Annotated in this window: 16 protein-coding genes; 6 read left to right on the top strand and 10 right to left on the bottom strand. The window is 53.6% G+C overall.

The annotated features are described in order from the left end of the window. Positions 1–307: 307 nt before the first annotated feature. The 5 genes from OHL20_RS23490 to OHL20_RS23470 are packed head-to-tail and all read right to left on the bottom strand — an operon-like array spanning position 308 to position 3,992. Positions 308–1,066 carry an SDR family oxidoreductase gene (locus OHL20_RS23490; RefSeq protein WP_263385826.1) on the bottom strand — a complete coding sequence of 253 codons (759 nt, stop codon included), beginning with the start codon at positions 1,064–1,066 and terminating at the stop codon, positions 308–310. A 26-nt stretch (positions 1,067–1,092) separates the two neighbouring features. Beyond that, positions 1,093–1,992 carry an SDR family oxidoreductase gene (locus tag OHL20_RS23485; RefSeq protein ID WP_263385751.1) on the bottom strand — a complete coding sequence of 300 codons (900 nt, stop codon included), beginning with the start codon at positions 1,990–1,992 and terminating at the stop codon, positions 1,093–1,095. Between the two features lie 26 nt (positions 1,993–2,018). After that, positions 2,019–2,315 carry a putative quinol monooxygenase gene (locus OHL20_RS25380; protein WP_396272855.1) on the bottom strand — a complete coding sequence of 99 codons (297 nt, stop codon included), beginning with the start codon at positions 2,313–2,315 and terminating at the stop codon, positions 2,019–2,021. Positions 2,316–2,352: 37 nt separating this feature from the next. Continuing rightward, complete coding sequence (locus OHL20_RS23475; protein ID WP_263385749.1) at positions 2,353–2,985, bottom strand: nitroreductase family protein; 633 nt, start codon at positions 2,983–2,985, stop codon at positions 2,353–2,355. A 26-nt stretch (positions 2,986–3,011) separates the two neighbouring features. Further along, the gene (locus OHL20_RS23470; protein ID WP_263385748.1) at positions 3,012–3,992 is read right to left on the bottom strand and encodes a zinc-dependent alcohol dehydrogenase family protein; all 981 of its coding nucleotides are present in this window, start codon (positions 3,990–3,992) and stop codon (positions 3,012–3,014) included. 135 nt (positions 3,993–4,127) lie between these two features. On the opposite strand from OHL20_RS23470, the gene OHL20_RS23465 reads away from it, so the two are divergent. The 3 genes from OHL20_RS23465 to OHL20_RS23455 are packed head-to-tail and all read left to right on the top strand — an operon-like array spanning position 4,128 to position 6,770. Further along, the gene (locus OHL20_RS23465) at positions 4,128–4,664 is read left to right on the top strand and encodes a CGNR zinc finger domain-containing protein (RefSeq protein ID WP_263385747.1); all 537 of its coding nucleotides are present in this window, start codon (positions 4,128–4,130) and stop codon (positions 4,662–4,664) included. A 10-nt stretch (positions 4,665–4,674) separates the two neighbouring features. Next, positions 4,675–5,382 (top strand): alkylmercury lyase family protein, encoded by a 708-nt coding sequence (locus OHL20_RS23460; RefSeq protein WP_263385746.1) that lies wholly within the window; start codon positions 4,675–4,677, stop codon positions 5,380–5,382. Positions 5,383–5,408: 26 nt separating this feature from the next. Then, positions 5,409–6,770: a pyridoxal phosphate-dependent decarboxylase family protein gene (locus OHL20_RS23455; protein ID WP_263385745.1), complete on the top strand. Its 1,362-nt coding sequence runs from the start codon at positions 5,409–5,411 to the stop codon at positions 6,768–6,770. A gap of 60 nt (positions 6,771–6,830) precedes the next feature. Here OHL20_RS23455 and OHL20_RS23450 read toward each other — a convergent pair whose 3' ends face one another. From OHL20_RS23450 to OHL20_RS23440, 3 genes are read right to left on the bottom strand one after another with little or no spacing between them, the layout of a single operon-like run. Further along, positions 6,831–7,334: an HNH endonuclease gene (locus OHL20_RS23450; protein WP_263385744.1), complete on the bottom strand. Its 504-nt coding sequence runs from the start codon at positions 7,332–7,334 to the stop codon at positions 6,831–6,833. Then, positions 7,331–7,681 (bottom strand): hypothetical protein, encoded by a 351-nt coding sequence (locus OHL20_RS23445; RefSeq protein ID WP_263385743.1) that lies wholly within the window; start codon positions 7,679–7,681, stop codon positions 7,331–7,333. Before OHL20_RS23445 ends, OHL20_RS23450 begins: the two co-directional genes overlap by 4 nt. After that, a complete protein-coding gene (locus tag OHL20_RS23440) occupies positions 7,678–8,298 on the bottom strand; it encodes a recombinase family protein (RefSeq protein WP_263385742.1) in 621 nt (206 codons plus the stop codon). Before OHL20_RS23440 ends, OHL20_RS23445 begins: the two co-directional genes overlap by 4 nt. 129 nt (positions 8,299–8,427) lie before the next feature. On the opposite strand from OHL20_RS23440, the gene OHL20_RS25375 reads away from it, so the two are divergent. Genes OHL20_RS25375 through OHL20_RS23430 form a run of 3 tightly spaced genes read left to right on the top strand, consistent with a single transcriptional unit; the run spans position 8,428 to position 11,577 of the window. Continuing rightward, positions 8,428–9,699 (top strand): DNA methyltransferase, encoded by a 1,272-nt coding sequence (locus OHL20_RS25375; RefSeq protein ID WP_396272850.1) that lies wholly within the window; start codon positions 8,428–8,430, stop codon positions 9,697–9,699. Between the two features lie 7 nt (positions 9,700–9,706). Then, complete coding sequence (locus OHL20_RS23435; protein ID WP_263385741.1) at positions 9,707–10,846, top strand: DUF262 domain-containing protein; 1,140 nt, start codon at positions 9,707–9,709, stop codon at positions 10,844–10,846. Beyond that, the gene (locus tag OHL20_RS23430; RefSeq protein WP_263385740.1) at positions 10,843–11,577 is read left to right on the top strand and encodes an MAE_28990/MAE_18760 family HEPN-like nuclease; all 735 of its coding nucleotides are present in this window, start codon (positions 10,843–10,845) and stop codon (positions 11,575–11,577) included. The genes OHL20_RS23435 and OHL20_RS23430 overlap by 4 nt, the downstream gene beginning before the upstream one ends. A 148-nt stretch (positions 11,578–11,725) precedes the next feature. Here OHL20_RS23430 and OHL20_RS23425 read toward each other — a convergent pair whose 3' ends face one another. Beyond that, on the bottom strand, positions 11,726–12,124 hold the full coding sequence (locus tag OHL20_RS23425) for a hypothetical protein (RefSeq protein ID WP_263385739.1): 399 nt from the start codon (positions 12,122–12,124) through the stop codon (positions 11,726–11,728). A 7-nt stretch (positions 12,125–12,131) separates the two neighbouring features. Further along, the coding region (locus tag OHL20_RS23420) for a ParA family protein (RefSeq protein ID WP_263385738.1) at positions 12,132–12,868 on the bottom strand (737 nt) is incomplete at its 5' end.

Here is a 12,868-nt window from a genome sequence, read left to right as displayed (position 1 = left end):
TTCTCCATCGAACGGAATCCCGTTAGCTCTCGCCTCTTCCCCAGAGTCAAAGAGATTACCCCAGGTGTCTTCAAAGTGATCTTCTCTGCCTTCGGCAAGGACCCTCTTATGGCGGGCAGATTCCAGAGCTTCGGTGTCGGCGTCTTCCCATCCACACCGCCAGCAATGATGCGCGGTCTCAGAATCTGGGATCTCCGAGAAGCGCGCGGACTGATCAGACCCACTCCCGTGACAACAACTCTATTCTGGCGGACGAAGCGATGCTTCACTCTATGTCTCCCGGCGTTGACTAGCGGTTGTTCTTCGTTCAGATCTGAGCTACGCCGCCATCGACGAATAGCTCTATACCCGCGACGAAGCTGGCTTCCTCAGAAGCGAGAAACGCAACAGCTTTTGCTACCTCCTCCGGGCGCCCAAGCCGCCCCAAGGGAATATCTGACCCAAGATGATCATGGAACCCCTGAAGCTGCTCAGCAGTCGTTGCACCTGCTAGCCCGTTAAGGCCAGGTGTGTTGATCGGTCCGGGGCTCACGACATTCACACGGATACGTCGATCTTTCAGATCGCTGGTCCAACCCCGGGCAAACGAACGCACTGCCGCTTTTGTCGCCGAATAAATACTGAATGCCGGCTTCCCTTGCTTGGACTCAATTGAAGCGTTGAGGACGATGGAGCCACCGTCTGGAATGAGAGGCAAAGCCTTCTGCACAGTAAAAACGAGTCCTTTGACGTTGATGCCAAAGATTTGATCGAAGTGTTCTTCCGTAATCGAACCGAGCGGAGCGAAGCTTGGCACGCCCGCATTTACAAAGAGCACATCAATACGCCCCTTTTCCGCTTCAATCTGAGCGATGAGTCTATCGAGCTCATCCAGCTTGCTCACATCGGTCTTGATCCCTTTCGATTGAGCTCCCAGAGTTTTTACGGCGTCATCGAGCTCCGCCAGGCGTCGCGCGGTGACGTAAACGAATGCGCCTTCTTTTATAAACTCACTAGCGGTAGCGAGGCCGATGCCTGAGTTTCCTCCGGTAACGAGTGCGATTTTGCCTTGTAGCTTTCGTGACATTTCATGCTCCTTAGAGGTGTTTGGAATCAGTGAGCCGCGAGTAGCGTGAGTTCCTGTTTGTTTTTCCAAAGGAACTCCTCAAAGCTGGCGGCAGGTGTACCAGTAAGATCTTTCACCGATGTTGTCGCGAGATTGAAGTGGCCCTCGCGAGTATTGGCATCTGTGGTAACCAGCATCGGAGCAAGTTGGGCAGGTACGCCGCTGGCTACCAGCTCACGTCCAAGAGTCTCGTCGTCCATTTGTCGCACCTGGATAAACTTTCTACTCACCGTCGCGAGGCTGTTCGCCAGTTGTTCTGCAGTGAGAGTCTCCGGCCCTGTAAGGTCGTAGACCTTGTTTCCTTCGTCTGAGTGAAGCAGTGCCGCTGCGGCCGCGCGTGCAACATCGAAACGCGGCACATAGGCGATCTTCCCGGCTCCTGCTGAGGTGAGCCAGATTCCAGTACGTATCGCAGAGGGAATCAGCCCTAAGTCAATGGGATTTTCGGAGTACCAGGCGACGCGAAGAATGGTGTACCCCATGCCGCTTCCCTCTAGCGCAGCTTCCGTCGCGATGTGATCGGGAGCGAAAGGAATTGCTTTGCTTCCTTGAGGATCGGGCATGGAAGTGTAGACGATATGACGAACACCTGCCCGCTGAGCGGCTTCAATCGCGCTCTTATGCTGCTGAACTCGCTGGCCGGAAAAGAGGTCGTCCGTTGAAATCAGGAGCATGCGATCAACGCCTGAGAAGGCTCGCGGCAAGGATCTGGGATTGTTGAAGTCAGCTGCTCGAACATCGATCTTCGAACTCGCGAAGGCGGCAAGTTTCTGCGGAGTTCGCGAGGTGGCGATAATACGAGATGCTCCTAACGTTTGGAGTTGTTGAAGAACCATCTGGCCGAGCCGTCCACTTGCCCCTGCCACGAGAACACGCTGTGCTGTCATTGCTTTTCTCCTTATGTGACTCGATATCAAAGTTCTATGAGCCGCGTGACTACAGGGGGAGCTGAAAGCCGGCCTTCCAATGTCTGAAAGACTTTCTTTGTGTACTCCTCCTGCATATGGAGGTCATGCGCGCTTTCAGATTCGAATACCTCGAAGAACACGAGGGTATTCGGATCATCCTGTCGTGCGGTTTGATAGAACGCTTCGACACCCGGCTCTGCACGAGTGAGCGGCAAGTTGTCGGCAGCAACGGCAAGGATCAATTCTCTGTGCTCTGGTTTTATCTTCGCTTCTACAAGAAGAACTACTTTGTGTGCGGGCATACGTCCTCGATCCATGCGGTGAGTTAAGTGTCAGCTACTACAAGACCTGAAAGATCTGTTCGATAGGCTTACGCACCTTTGCAAGATGCGCGAACTCGTCATCCTCAGAATGAACGCCGACAGCTACCAGCACGGTTGACCGAAGCAACTTCTCGGACAAGCCCAGGATTGCGTCCACCTTATCTGGAACAAAGCCTTCCATCGAGCTCACATCAATCTTTGCTTCAGCGGCCGCGCTGACAAGAACACCGAGGGCGATGTAAGCCTGTCTCTGCGCCCAGGCAAGTCTCTGCTCAGGAGGAAAGCTCATCACAAACCCTTTGATCTGGTTTTCGCGAGCTTCCAAAGAGGACCGTGGGACATTACGGATAGCAGCTGCAAGATCGATGGAGCGCGCGATTGTTCGCTCGTCCACATTGGTCTCTGCAGCAAGAACAAACAGTAGCGACGCTTCCGTGACCTGAGGCTGATGGAATGCCGCCTCGCTGCGAATCCGCTCACGAACTGCAGGATCGATGACCTGTACCAGCCGAAAGGGCTGAAGGTTGAAAGAGGTAGGGGCGAGCCGTAGGGCTTCCAGCAGCAGTTCGAGTTGAGCACGAGAAATCGTCGCGGCTGGGTTGAATTTCTTAACGGCGTAGCGCGTCTGAAGCGCAGGTAGCAATGACATTGGGTGGATCTCCTTGGGGGTTGACACTAGAAACGGAAGACGATTTTGCCGCTGCGCTCCGCGCTTTGAGCATCAGCTATGGCGTTCTGAAACTGATCGAGCGTGTAGGTTTTCTGAACTTCGGCGAAGAGTTTTCCCTCCGCAACCAGGGAGGCGAGGTGTTGGTAGGTCCACTTCAGCTCGTGTCGCGGAGCATTGCGAATCCAGTTGATCAGCCAGAAGCCATGGAAGCTAAGGCTGCGGAAGTACATGTCCACTGGATTGATCCTGGGAAACACGCCCGATTGCAGGCCATATCCCACGCCTATACCGCCATCTCTGACGAACTGCAGCAGTGTTCCGATCGGCTCACCGCCAACAGTATCGAAGGCGATGCTCAGACGGTTTGATCCGAGAGCGGCTTCGATGTCCTGTTTGAGCCCGTCGCCTTGCAGCACGACTACATCCCCGCCGAATGTCCGCACGGCGTCGGCAGCCTCGGGACGACGAACAACATTCAGCGTCTTGAGACCAGCCAGCTTTGCAAGCTGGATAATGTACTGACCCATCGCAGCGTTCGCCGCCGTCTGGCCAATCCAATCCCCCGGCATGAGGTGGGTATACTGCTTCAGCAGAAGATAAGCCGTCGCAGGATTGATCCCCAGCATCGCGAGTTGCACCGGATCTGCTGTATCGCTGACTTCAACAACATTCTTACGATCAACGATGGTCTCTTCAGCCCATGTTCCCTGCTCGTAAGTAGGCAGGATAAGGACGCGCTTCCCTTCGAGAGATCGACCGCGCTCACCCGCCGCAACGACTTTTCCGACTCCCTCCGAGCCCAGGTTGTAGGGAAAGCTTGGGCGTACTCCATATTTTCCTTCGATCAGCATGAAGTCCGAACGATTGATGGGAGCCGCCTCCATCCGGATCAAGAGATCATCGGAAGAGAGCGGCTGCGCTGCGGTCGTATCGAGCCGGACCACCTTTGCGGCTTCTCCGAAGGCTGTAAGTAGTAATCGTCGCATCGTGTCTCCCCTTGCTTCTCGAATTATGTAATGGTCTAATAATGAGTGACTATTACATAACAACAGATTCAGTTCGGCTATGGAGTGATTCATAAAAACTCTGGCAAATGACGTTTCTAAAGAAAGGTATGGTTCATGGCACTGCGAAAAAACCCGGATTTGGATGCCCAAGTGGGGCGCATCCTGGCTGTCCTCAACTCGCGCGGCGTGGGCTTCGAAGGCGGATTGGAGCAGCTCAGCGACGCGGACGCAGCCGCAAAGTTCCTGGCGCCTGCGTTTGGCGCAGAAATTCGTCTGCCGTCAAAGGTACTGAGTGACTTGAAACGGTTGAGGCAAGCGCTGTTAGAACTTATCTCCTCGGGTTGGAAAAGCAACGCTGCAGCCAATACCCTGAACGACATCGCGACGCGGTCAACCTACAAGATTGTGTTCCGCAGCGACCAAGAGGCTCTCTTCGAGCCGTTTGGTTCCACCACAATCGTCGGGCTCGTCCTCAAGGATGTCGCGGCACTCATCGAAGCAGGCCAATGGAATCGTGTAAAGCACTGCTCGAATGAGGCGTGTTCTTCTACGTTTTTCGACCGCAGCAAGAACAAAACGCAACGCTGGCATTCCTTTGAATTATGTGGAAACAGACACAACGTAGCGGCTCATCGGGCTCGACTTCAATAAAGGAGGCTACATGGCAGAGCGATTGGCGCACGACCAGGAGCAACATCTGGCTGACGTTCACGCTGTAATTGTTCAGCAACTACTGGAGAGCGGACGATCTCCGCATCCTGAGTTGATTGCTCAACTCCTACAGATTACCTCGCAGGATCTGAGCGACAGGTTGAACAGACTGGCCGAATTGCATGGCCTGGTTCTGCACCCGCATGTGGCTGAGCCGTGGATCGTTCATCCTTTCTCGACTACGCCGACACTCAACTTCGTTGAGGGTGAGAATCACGGATGGTGGGCACCTTGCCTCTGGTGTGCTTTTGGTATCGCCCAACTTGCTGGGGGCCGCATCCGCATTCATTCCAGACTAGGGGCCGAAACGGAACCGCTCATCCTGGAAGTCGAAGAGGGTATGCCCGTGACGGGCAGCGATATAGTCGTGCACTTCTCGATTCCACCCCGGAATGCGTGGAGCAACGTGCATCAGCATTGTTCCCTGGTGCTTCCCTTCCGCACTGAGGCAGATGTGCTCGCCTGGTGTAACAAGCATGGCTGCTCCTACGGGGAAGCTGTTCCGCTCGAAACCACTGCCGAACTGGCAAGACGGTGGTATGGCCCGTATGCCAGGTCATCCTGGCGCAAGTGGTCGATGGAACAGGCGCAGCAGATCTTTCGCGACTCTGGCCTCAACTCTGCTTTTTGGGAACTGTCTGGGAAAGGAACCTACTGATGTCTTCTGCTTATGAGAATGATGATATGAAGCTTGAATTGGAACTGCTGCGCACTGCGGACGATCGTGCAGCCGCGTACCTGAGTCAGGTTGGAAAGCGGCGGGTATTCCCGAGCTCCGAGAGCCTGGCAGATCTCGTAGCGTTCGAAGAAACTCTGCCTGAGAGCGGACACGATCCCTTCGAAGGTCTGGCTTTGCTCGACGAAAAGGGTTCACCGGCGACTGTCGCAACAAACGATCCACGCTACTTTGGCTTCGTCATCGGAGCAGCACTGCCTGCGGCCGCGGCCGCCGAGCGGCTGATGCTGGCATGGGATCAAAGCGCCTCACTATCTCTAGGCTCGCCTGTAGCAGCGAAAGTCGAAAAGGTTGCCGCAAATTGGATTCTTGAGATCCTCGATTTACCTCGCGAGAGTGCTGTTGGGTTCGGCACAAGCGCGACGGCCTGCACATTGGCCTGTATCGCGACGGCGCGCAGGTCAATTCTTGAGCGTCAGAGCTGGAACGTGGATGAGGATGGCTTGATTGGCGCGCCCGAAGTTGAGGTCGTCATCTCTGAAACAGCTCACATCACCGTTAAGAAGGCACTGCGTATTCTCGGTTTCGGAATGAAGCGGGTCCATACGGTACCAGTGGACTCATACGGCCGTCTGGACGCCACGAGCCTGCCGACGCTTAATGACCGTACGATCCTCTGCTTGCAGGCTGGAGAGGTAAACACCGGAGAGTTCGATCCATTCGAAGAGATCATCCCGATTGCACAAGCTGCGGGAGCGTGGGTCCATGTGGATGGCGCCTTTGGACTCTGGGCACGAGCCTCAAACAGGTCTCATCTCACCGAGGGAATACAACATGCTGACAGTTGGACAACCGATGGCCACAAGTGGCTCAACACACCATACGACTGTGCCATGGCTATCTGTCGCAATGCGAATGCGCTTGCCGGCGCGATGAACAGTGATGCTGTGTATTCGACCGCATCCCCTGATGCTCAAAAGAACCTGACACTGGAGTTTTCCAGACGGGCGCGCGGCATACCCGTTTGGGCCGCTCTGCGCAGTTTGGGAAGATCGGGTGTTGCAGAAATGGTCGAACGGCACTGCGCACTCGCGGAACGCATTGCAGCAGGGCTAAAAGAGGCTGGCTACACCGTTCTTAATCGGGTGGTTCTCAACCAGGTAGTGGCGTGTGCGTCGAACGATGACGAGACAAAGCGTATCGTCAAGGCTGCACAGGAGTCAGGAGAAACGTGGTTTGGAGCAACCGTGTGGCAAGGAAAAGCTGCTTTTCGAATCAGTGTGTCGTCCTGGAGGACAACCCAGCTATACGCAGATCAGTTGATTGCTCTATTGCGGTCTCTACAGCAAACGTCACAAATCGTACCCTAAGCTTGGCAGAGATATAGATGCCGCATTTTTCTACAACCGGCAGGTTGAGATTGCTTTCACCTATCGACCGCTGCCACGTTTATGGTCACGTATCGGTCCCACTGATAGACCATGGGATTTCGGCACGGCTAGCTTGTGCGTATATGACTCCGGCAGTTCCGTCTGCTCTGCAGGAGAACTAAGAACGCGGAAATCTAGAGCGGTTTGTTCATGTGCCTCTGGGTGCTGCTCACGCCAGAGCACGCGCAGCAACTCCGGCCAGTCTTGCAGCAGAACCAAGGTGCGAGTCACCATCGCATGATGTGCCAGGCACAGCGTAATCATCAGGTCCAACTCTGACTTGCCGGTAACACGGTGATGAACGGCAAGACTTCGCTTTCGGCCTCCAGGCTTGCCACAGACCCGGCATCGATGTCCATCACGCTTCAGTACAGCCTCTCGAAGGCCGCCGAAATACTCCCCATCCTGCCTTTTGAGTGTGTAGCAGGTGGCACAGAGCCCGACCGCAAGAATCTTCGGATGCCCGCACCGGCAGTGCATCGCCCTCTGAGTCCCCTTCTTCATCCCTGGCCACGCTCCGTAAACATTCCAAGGTTGATATCGGTTGCGATCCAACCCTCTTTCCAAGGCTCGGTGCGCTCTTCATCGAACGGAATGCCATTGGCTCTCGCCTCTTCGCCTGAGTCGAAAAGATTACCCCATGTGTCTTCGAAGTGATCTTCCCCGCCTTCGGCCAAGACCTTCTTATGACGGGCAGATTCCAGAGCTTCCGTGTCGGCGTCTTCCCATCCACAGCGCCAGCAATGATGGGCGGTCTCAGAATCCGGGATCTCCGAGAAGCGCGCACCGTACTCCGCCGCGTACTTTTTCCTGTCCCAATACTTCAGTGCAGCCAAACCAGGATAAATCATGTTCGACCTCCGTTCGGGTTCTTGGCATAACGATAGACCGTCGTCCGGTCTACTCCGAATTCTCTTGCCAGAGACGACTTGTTTTCACCTTCACTCAGCCGTAGCCGCAACTCCGCAGCCCGAGCCATCGTCAGCGAATGCTTGCGGCCCCGATAAGCCCCGGCTTTTTTCGCCAGTTCGATTCCCTCTCTCTGTCTCTCACGGATCAGCTCGCGCTCAAACTGCGCGAAAGCTCCCATGACGCTCAGCAGCAGATTCGCCATCGGGGAATCTTCGCCGGTGAAGATCAGGCTTTCCTTGACGAACCGGACGTGGACGCCCCGACTAGTCAGATCGAGAACCATCTTCCGTAAATCATCGAGGTTGCGGCCGAGCCGGTCCATCGAATGGCAGACGATAGTGTCACCCTCGCGGACGAAGCTCATCATGAGTTCGAGCTGGGGACGGTTCACATCTTTTCCCGAAGCCTTGTCCATGAACACGCGGTCAATCTTCACTCCTTCCAGCTGCCGGTTTTCGTTTTGATCAAAGGTGCTCACGCGCACATAACCCACGAGCTGGCCTTTCGGAGGATGTCGGGGCTTTTGTGTAGCGTTAGGTTCTTTAGCCTTGACCATGACCTGTAGCATAATAGCTAAACAGACTCTTGTGCAACGCGGTTCGGTCCTCACGCGCTACGTGGTGTTGGGCTATACCCCATAGCTACACTGAGCTGCATGCGCTAGCTATCCCGCATAATAGTTACAATGCTCAATCAAACTCCCGTATCAATCAACCCGAAGCGCCCACGAAAGCCGACAGGGCGGGAGACCTGGTACCCGTTCTACGCAGGCTTCTCCCAGGCGTTCGCAGAGGAGATGATCAAGAGCGCTCAGCTGAATTCTGAAGCGACTGTTTTAGACCCCTGGAATGGAAGTGGGACCACGACTAGCACAGCCAGCGCTCAGGGCTACCGTGCATACGGGTTTGACATCAATCCAGTTTCGGTAATCCTTGCCAAGGGGCGAAACTTCCCCATTTCTGCGGCTCCCAGCCTCAAACCACTTGCCCGAGCCATTCTGGAGCTTAGAGCCGACTACGAGCCGTCAGGCTCTGATCCGCTAGATACTTGGTTTGTACCTACGACCAGCCTGCGATTACGACAGATTGAAACTGGCATACGTCACTTGATGGTTGAATCGATCCAGCCGAGCTGTATTTCATCTCTAGCAGCATTCTTCTATATAGCTCTATTTCGGAGCACCCGTGATCACTTAGCGCCGCTTCGTCTTTCAAATCCGACATGGATAAAACGCAACTCTCAGAATCCTAAAATCACAGTGCCAACAGTGGAGCTGGATGCTTCATTCCTGCAGCACGTAGAACGGATGCAGTCCACTCTCGCTCAAGAGGTGTCTTCAGAAACTCGCGTTGACGCCCCATGTGAGATTGCCATTGCATCTTCTGAAGCAATTCCCTTACCCCCCGGAAGCATCAACTACGTTCTGTCTTCTCCTCCATACTGCACTCGCATCGACTATGGAGTTGCGACCATGCCGGAGCTGGCTATCTTAGGCTTCAACTCTGCGCATGATCTCCGGTTGCTTCGAGACTCGACGATAGGTACAACCACCATAAAAGCCACAACGCCTATACGTGACCCAGAATGGGGCACGACGTGTCTCGCGTTTCTAGATGCCGTAGAAAACCACGCAAGCCGAGCATCGCAATCGTATTACCTCAAGACACACCTTCAATATTTCAGCTCGATCGCAACCTCGCTAGCGGAGATTTCGCGGTGCCTAGCCGCCGATGGTACTTGTTGCCTGGTCGTCCAGGACTCCCATTACAAAGAGGTTTACAACGACTTGCCGGGCATCTTCACAGAAATGGGCGCTCACCACGGGCTACAGTTGACGAATAGAACTGATTTTAGTGTTGATCGCAATCTTGCTGGGATTCACGCACATGCACGCCGTTACCGCTCGTCAAGTGAGGCCACTGAGACCGTTTTAAGCTTTGCCAAAAGAACTGTATAGGAGCACGATGGCCGACAACCGCATCACCGATTTAATAGCCGCTCTCGATAGCGGAGCAAGCAAGGTACATACCCAGGCTCTCGATGTCTCGTTCAATGAGATCTTGGACATGTACAGCTCGAACGAGCTCGATATTAGCCCCGACTATCAACGATTATTTCGATGGCCGCTAGGTGCTCAGTCACGCTTTATCGAAAGTCTTCTCTTGGAGATGCCTGTGCCTCCCATTTACGTGGTCGAGGCCGAGGAGGGAAGGTACATGCTGATTGATGGTTTGCAGCGAATCTCCTCGTATCTCCACTTGCGCGGTGTGCTTGAGGCACCGCACCTGAAAGAACCTATCCACTTAGGCGAATCGTTGACTCTTCAGGACTGTGACATAGTGCATGCGCTGAATGGTCTCAAGTATGAAGACTTAGGAACCGCTTTGCAGATACGTCTTAAACGGGCTTTTGTACGTATGGAAGTAGTTCGAAAAGGGAGTGACCCTCGGTTCAAATACTACATGTTCAAGCGGTTGAACACAGGGGGAGAAGCGCTCACAGCGCAACAGCTCCGGAACTGCACCATCCGTTTGCTCAGCGCCGATTTTAACGACTTCATCATCACCCTCAGCCAGTCTCAGGACTACAAAGCAACCACCCAGGGCCTCACCGAAGAGCAACGCTTGGGGGCGTTCGATCAAGAACTGGTTCTTCGCTTCTTCGCAATGAAGAACAATCGCCCTTCCTTCAAGCACGACATTGCTGATTTCCTAACGGAATACATGGAATCCGTCTCTGAAAGAACAGACACCCCTCCGTTCGATTATGTTGGGGAAGAGAAGATTTTCGTGAAAACCTTTACGGTCCTTGCAGCATCGCTCGGGGAGGAGGCGTTTGCCTACGCCAGCAAAGATCGAACCAAGTTAACCAGGAGTTTCAGTGTTTTACACTTTGAGGCAATCTCTTTGGGGCTGCAAGGCTCTCTTCCCAATCTTGAACCTACCGATCTGGCCATGATGACTAAGGTAAAAACTGTCCTTATGGCGCTCAAGCTCGACTCTTCTTTTTACGGACTCACGACCGGCGGTGGAAAGAACTCTTCAGGACAGCTTGCCGCACGCATCAATGCCGTGTCGGAGGCTTTGCGAGTTGCAGGACTATGAACATCCCTGAGCTGAGAGCTGAGCTCGAATCAGACCGCGCATGGCGAGAAGATGAAATTCGTTTTCTGCAGAATCAACTCTCTGACTTTCCTGAAGACGAAAAGCTTAGGCAGCGCAGACCGCTGCTCTTGATTCTTTATGCTCACTATGAGGGTTTTTGCAAATTTGCCTTGACGCTCTACGTCAATGCAATCAACCGAGAGGGCTTGCCTATTTCGCAGGTGAACTACGCGCTTGCAACGGCATGTTTGAGCGATCTTTTAGAGGCAATGTGTGACAACAGCAGCAAATCGGACCTCTTCCGGCACGCGTTGCCTGATGATGTAAAGCTTCACAGGTTTGCTCGGCAAAGGGAATTCGTGCGTAGCATCGACACGTACCTAAGCCGCCCTGCGCGCATTCCGGTTAACATCGTGGATCTCGAAAGCAATCTCAAACCTGCTGTGTTGCGGAAGCTTCTCTACCAGATTGGATTTCAGCATGATCAGTTCGCGTTTATCGAAAGTGAAATACAACAACTTCTCAAAGCTCGCAACGGTATTGCACATGGGGAAACGAAAGATGGGATAGATGGACGCACCTATCTGCGTCTACGTCAGTGTGCTTTCAAGGTAATGGCGGGAGTTCTGACACAGGTGAGTCAGGCGCTGAGCGAACAATCGTATGAGCGCAGGACACCTTATCTGCTACCTGCTTCGATCGTCCAGTCGGTGCTTCCATCCGCACATTGAGATCGCAGAATTAGCAGCTGTCGGGTCTTGATTTGATGACGGGGAGAACTTGCTCTGCTGAGTCAGAAGCGAAGCTGCAGCCTATCTGAAGTTTGGTGAACGCAGTGTCAGCATTGTCTCTTACATGCCATCACGGGAGAATACGCATCTACCTCCCGTTTCGGATTGCTTCCGAATTGAGACGTGATCCTACTGTTGCTTCAACAATTTTACTCGTTAGACGATCAATGTTGTCTTCTCTGGAGACCGGCAGATCGAGACTTCTGGCCAGACCCTCTAGCTCCTTCTTGTTCAATATTTCACGATTCAACATGGAGAAGGCTTCATCTCGAGTTTTCGCATCGCTCAACGCACTCTTCGTCCGTTCAATATCGAGGTTCCTGTCTTTTTGGGACGGCGTTGCCCGTGGCACTTTGTGTTGGCGTAGAGGTGAAAGCAAAACCTCTAGTTCGAGGCTACGAAGCTCCTCCAACTCCTCAGGAGTTGCTCTTTCTGCAAGCTCAAGAATGAGTTTCAACACCGCTGCAACTTTGTTGTTTTCAACCATTGATCACCTATATGCCAGCAGAGACGGCGAATTCATCCGCAACATTTTCTATGCTTGTCACGACGCTTTGATGGGAACCAGAGTTGTAAGCATGCAGCACGACCGGAACCCCCATCTGTGGCGCACCAGCGAAGATGGTGTCATTTCGCTTCACATAGGAATCGAAAACCTTGGCTCCGGGCAGCTTCAGCATGCGGGCAATGTACTGTCGATGAGCACTCATCGGTTCGTTTCCGTATTCTTGAATCATGGTGAATACAACGCCGAGCATACGTGGCTCAATCTGTTCAACAGGATCGTCATCTTGAACGGCTGCGTACTCGTTGTAATCCTTAACGAGTTGATCAACGCTTCTGATTAGATAATCAATACCTAATGTGGAAAGATGATCGGGGCGCGCCGGGACTAGCAGATAGTCGCTGGCGATAAGGGCGGTCTTGGTGACAATATTGAAGTTGGGCGGACAGTCGATCAGGATCAGATCGTAGGCGAGAGGGTCTACGCCAGAGGCTATTCCATCGGCCAGACGACGATGTACATGCAGGAATCGCCGCTTCGCTTCGCTTAGCGAAGCTCCGCCAAGTTTTGTTGCCAGATCCAAATCGACATTGATCAATCCGAGGTGAGAGTAGATTATGTCGAGCTTTCCTCGACCTCCCAGGCTTTGCTTGACGCGAGTCGGGGTATCGATGAGAGAAGCTAAAGACACCGGTTTGTTCTTCTCGTATGCATCGAACCAAGTCT

Source organism: Granulicella arctica, from assembly GCF_025685605.1.
Lineage (GTDB): Bacteria > Acidobacteriota > Terriglobia > Terriglobales > Acidobacteriaceae > Edaphobacter > Edaphobacter arcticus.
This window is presented reverse-complemented; position numbering and strand designations above follow the sequence as displayed.

What these genes read in the sequence shown, in the direction of transcription:
- OHL20_RS23425 (WP_263385739.1), bottom strand. Translation starts at nt 12,124, where the DNA reads ATGGTTGAAAACAACAAAGTTGCAGCGGTGTTGAAACTCATTCTTGAG.
- OHL20_RS23470 (WP_263385748.1), bottom strand. Translation starts at nt 3,992, where the DNA reads ATGCGACGATTACTACTTACAGCCTTCGGAGAAGCCGCAAAGGTGGTC.
- OHL20_RS25380 (WP_396272855.1), bottom strand. Translation starts at nt 2,315, where the DNA reads ATGCCCGCACACAAAGTAGTTCTTCTTGTAGAAGCGAAGATAAAACCA.
- OHL20_RS23440 (WP_263385742.1), bottom strand. Translation starts at nt 8,298, where the DNA reads ATGGTCAAGGCTAAAGAACCTAACGCTACACAAAAGCCCCGACATCCT.
- OHL20_RS23430 (WP_263385740.1), top strand. Translation starts at nt 10,843, where the DNA reads ATGAACATCCCTGAGCTGAGAGCTGAGCTCGAATCAGACCGCGCATGG.
- OHL20_RS23455 (WP_263385745.1), top strand. Translation starts at nt 5,409, where the DNA reads ATGAAGCTTGAATTGGAACTGCTGCGCACTGCGGACGATCGTGCAGCC.
- OHL20_RS23445 (WP_263385743.1), bottom strand. Translation starts at nt 7,681, where the DNA reads ATGATTTATCCTGGTTTGGCTGCACTGAAGTATTGGGACAGGAAAAAG.
- OHL20_RS23460 (WP_263385746.1), top strand. Translation starts at nt 4,675, where the DNA reads ATGGCAGAGCGATTGGCGCACGACCAGGAGCAACATCTGGCTGACGTT.
- OHL20_RS23450 (WP_263385744.1), bottom strand. Translation starts at nt 7,334, where the DNA reads ATGAAGAAGGGGACTCAGAGGGCGATGCACTGCCGGTGCGGGCATCCG.
- OHL20_RS25375 (WP_396272850.1), top strand. Translation starts at nt 8,428, where the DNA reads ATGCTCAATCAAACTCCCGTATCAATCAACCCGAAGCGCCCACGAAAG.
- OHL20_RS23435 (WP_263385741.1), top strand. Translation starts at nt 9,707, where the DNA reads ATGGCCGACAACCGCATCACCGATTTAATAGCCGCTCTCGATAGCGGA.
- OHL20_RS23485 (WP_263385751.1), bottom strand. Translation starts at nt 1,992, where the DNA reads ATGACAGCACAGCGTGTTCTCGTGGCAGGGGCAAGTGGACGGCTCGGC.
- OHL20_RS23465 (WP_263385747.1), top strand. Translation starts at nt 4,128, where the DNA reads ATGGCACTGCGAAAAAACCCGGATTTGGATGCCCAAGTGGGGCGCATC.
- OHL20_RS23475 (WP_263385749.1), bottom strand. Translation starts at nt 2,985, where the DNA reads ATGTCATTGCTACCTGCGCTTCAGACGCGCTACGCCGTTAAGAAATTC.
- OHL20_RS23490 (WP_263385826.1), bottom strand. Translation starts at nt 1,066, where the DNA reads ATGTCACGAAAGCTACAAGGCAAAATCGCACTCGTTACCGGAGGAAAC.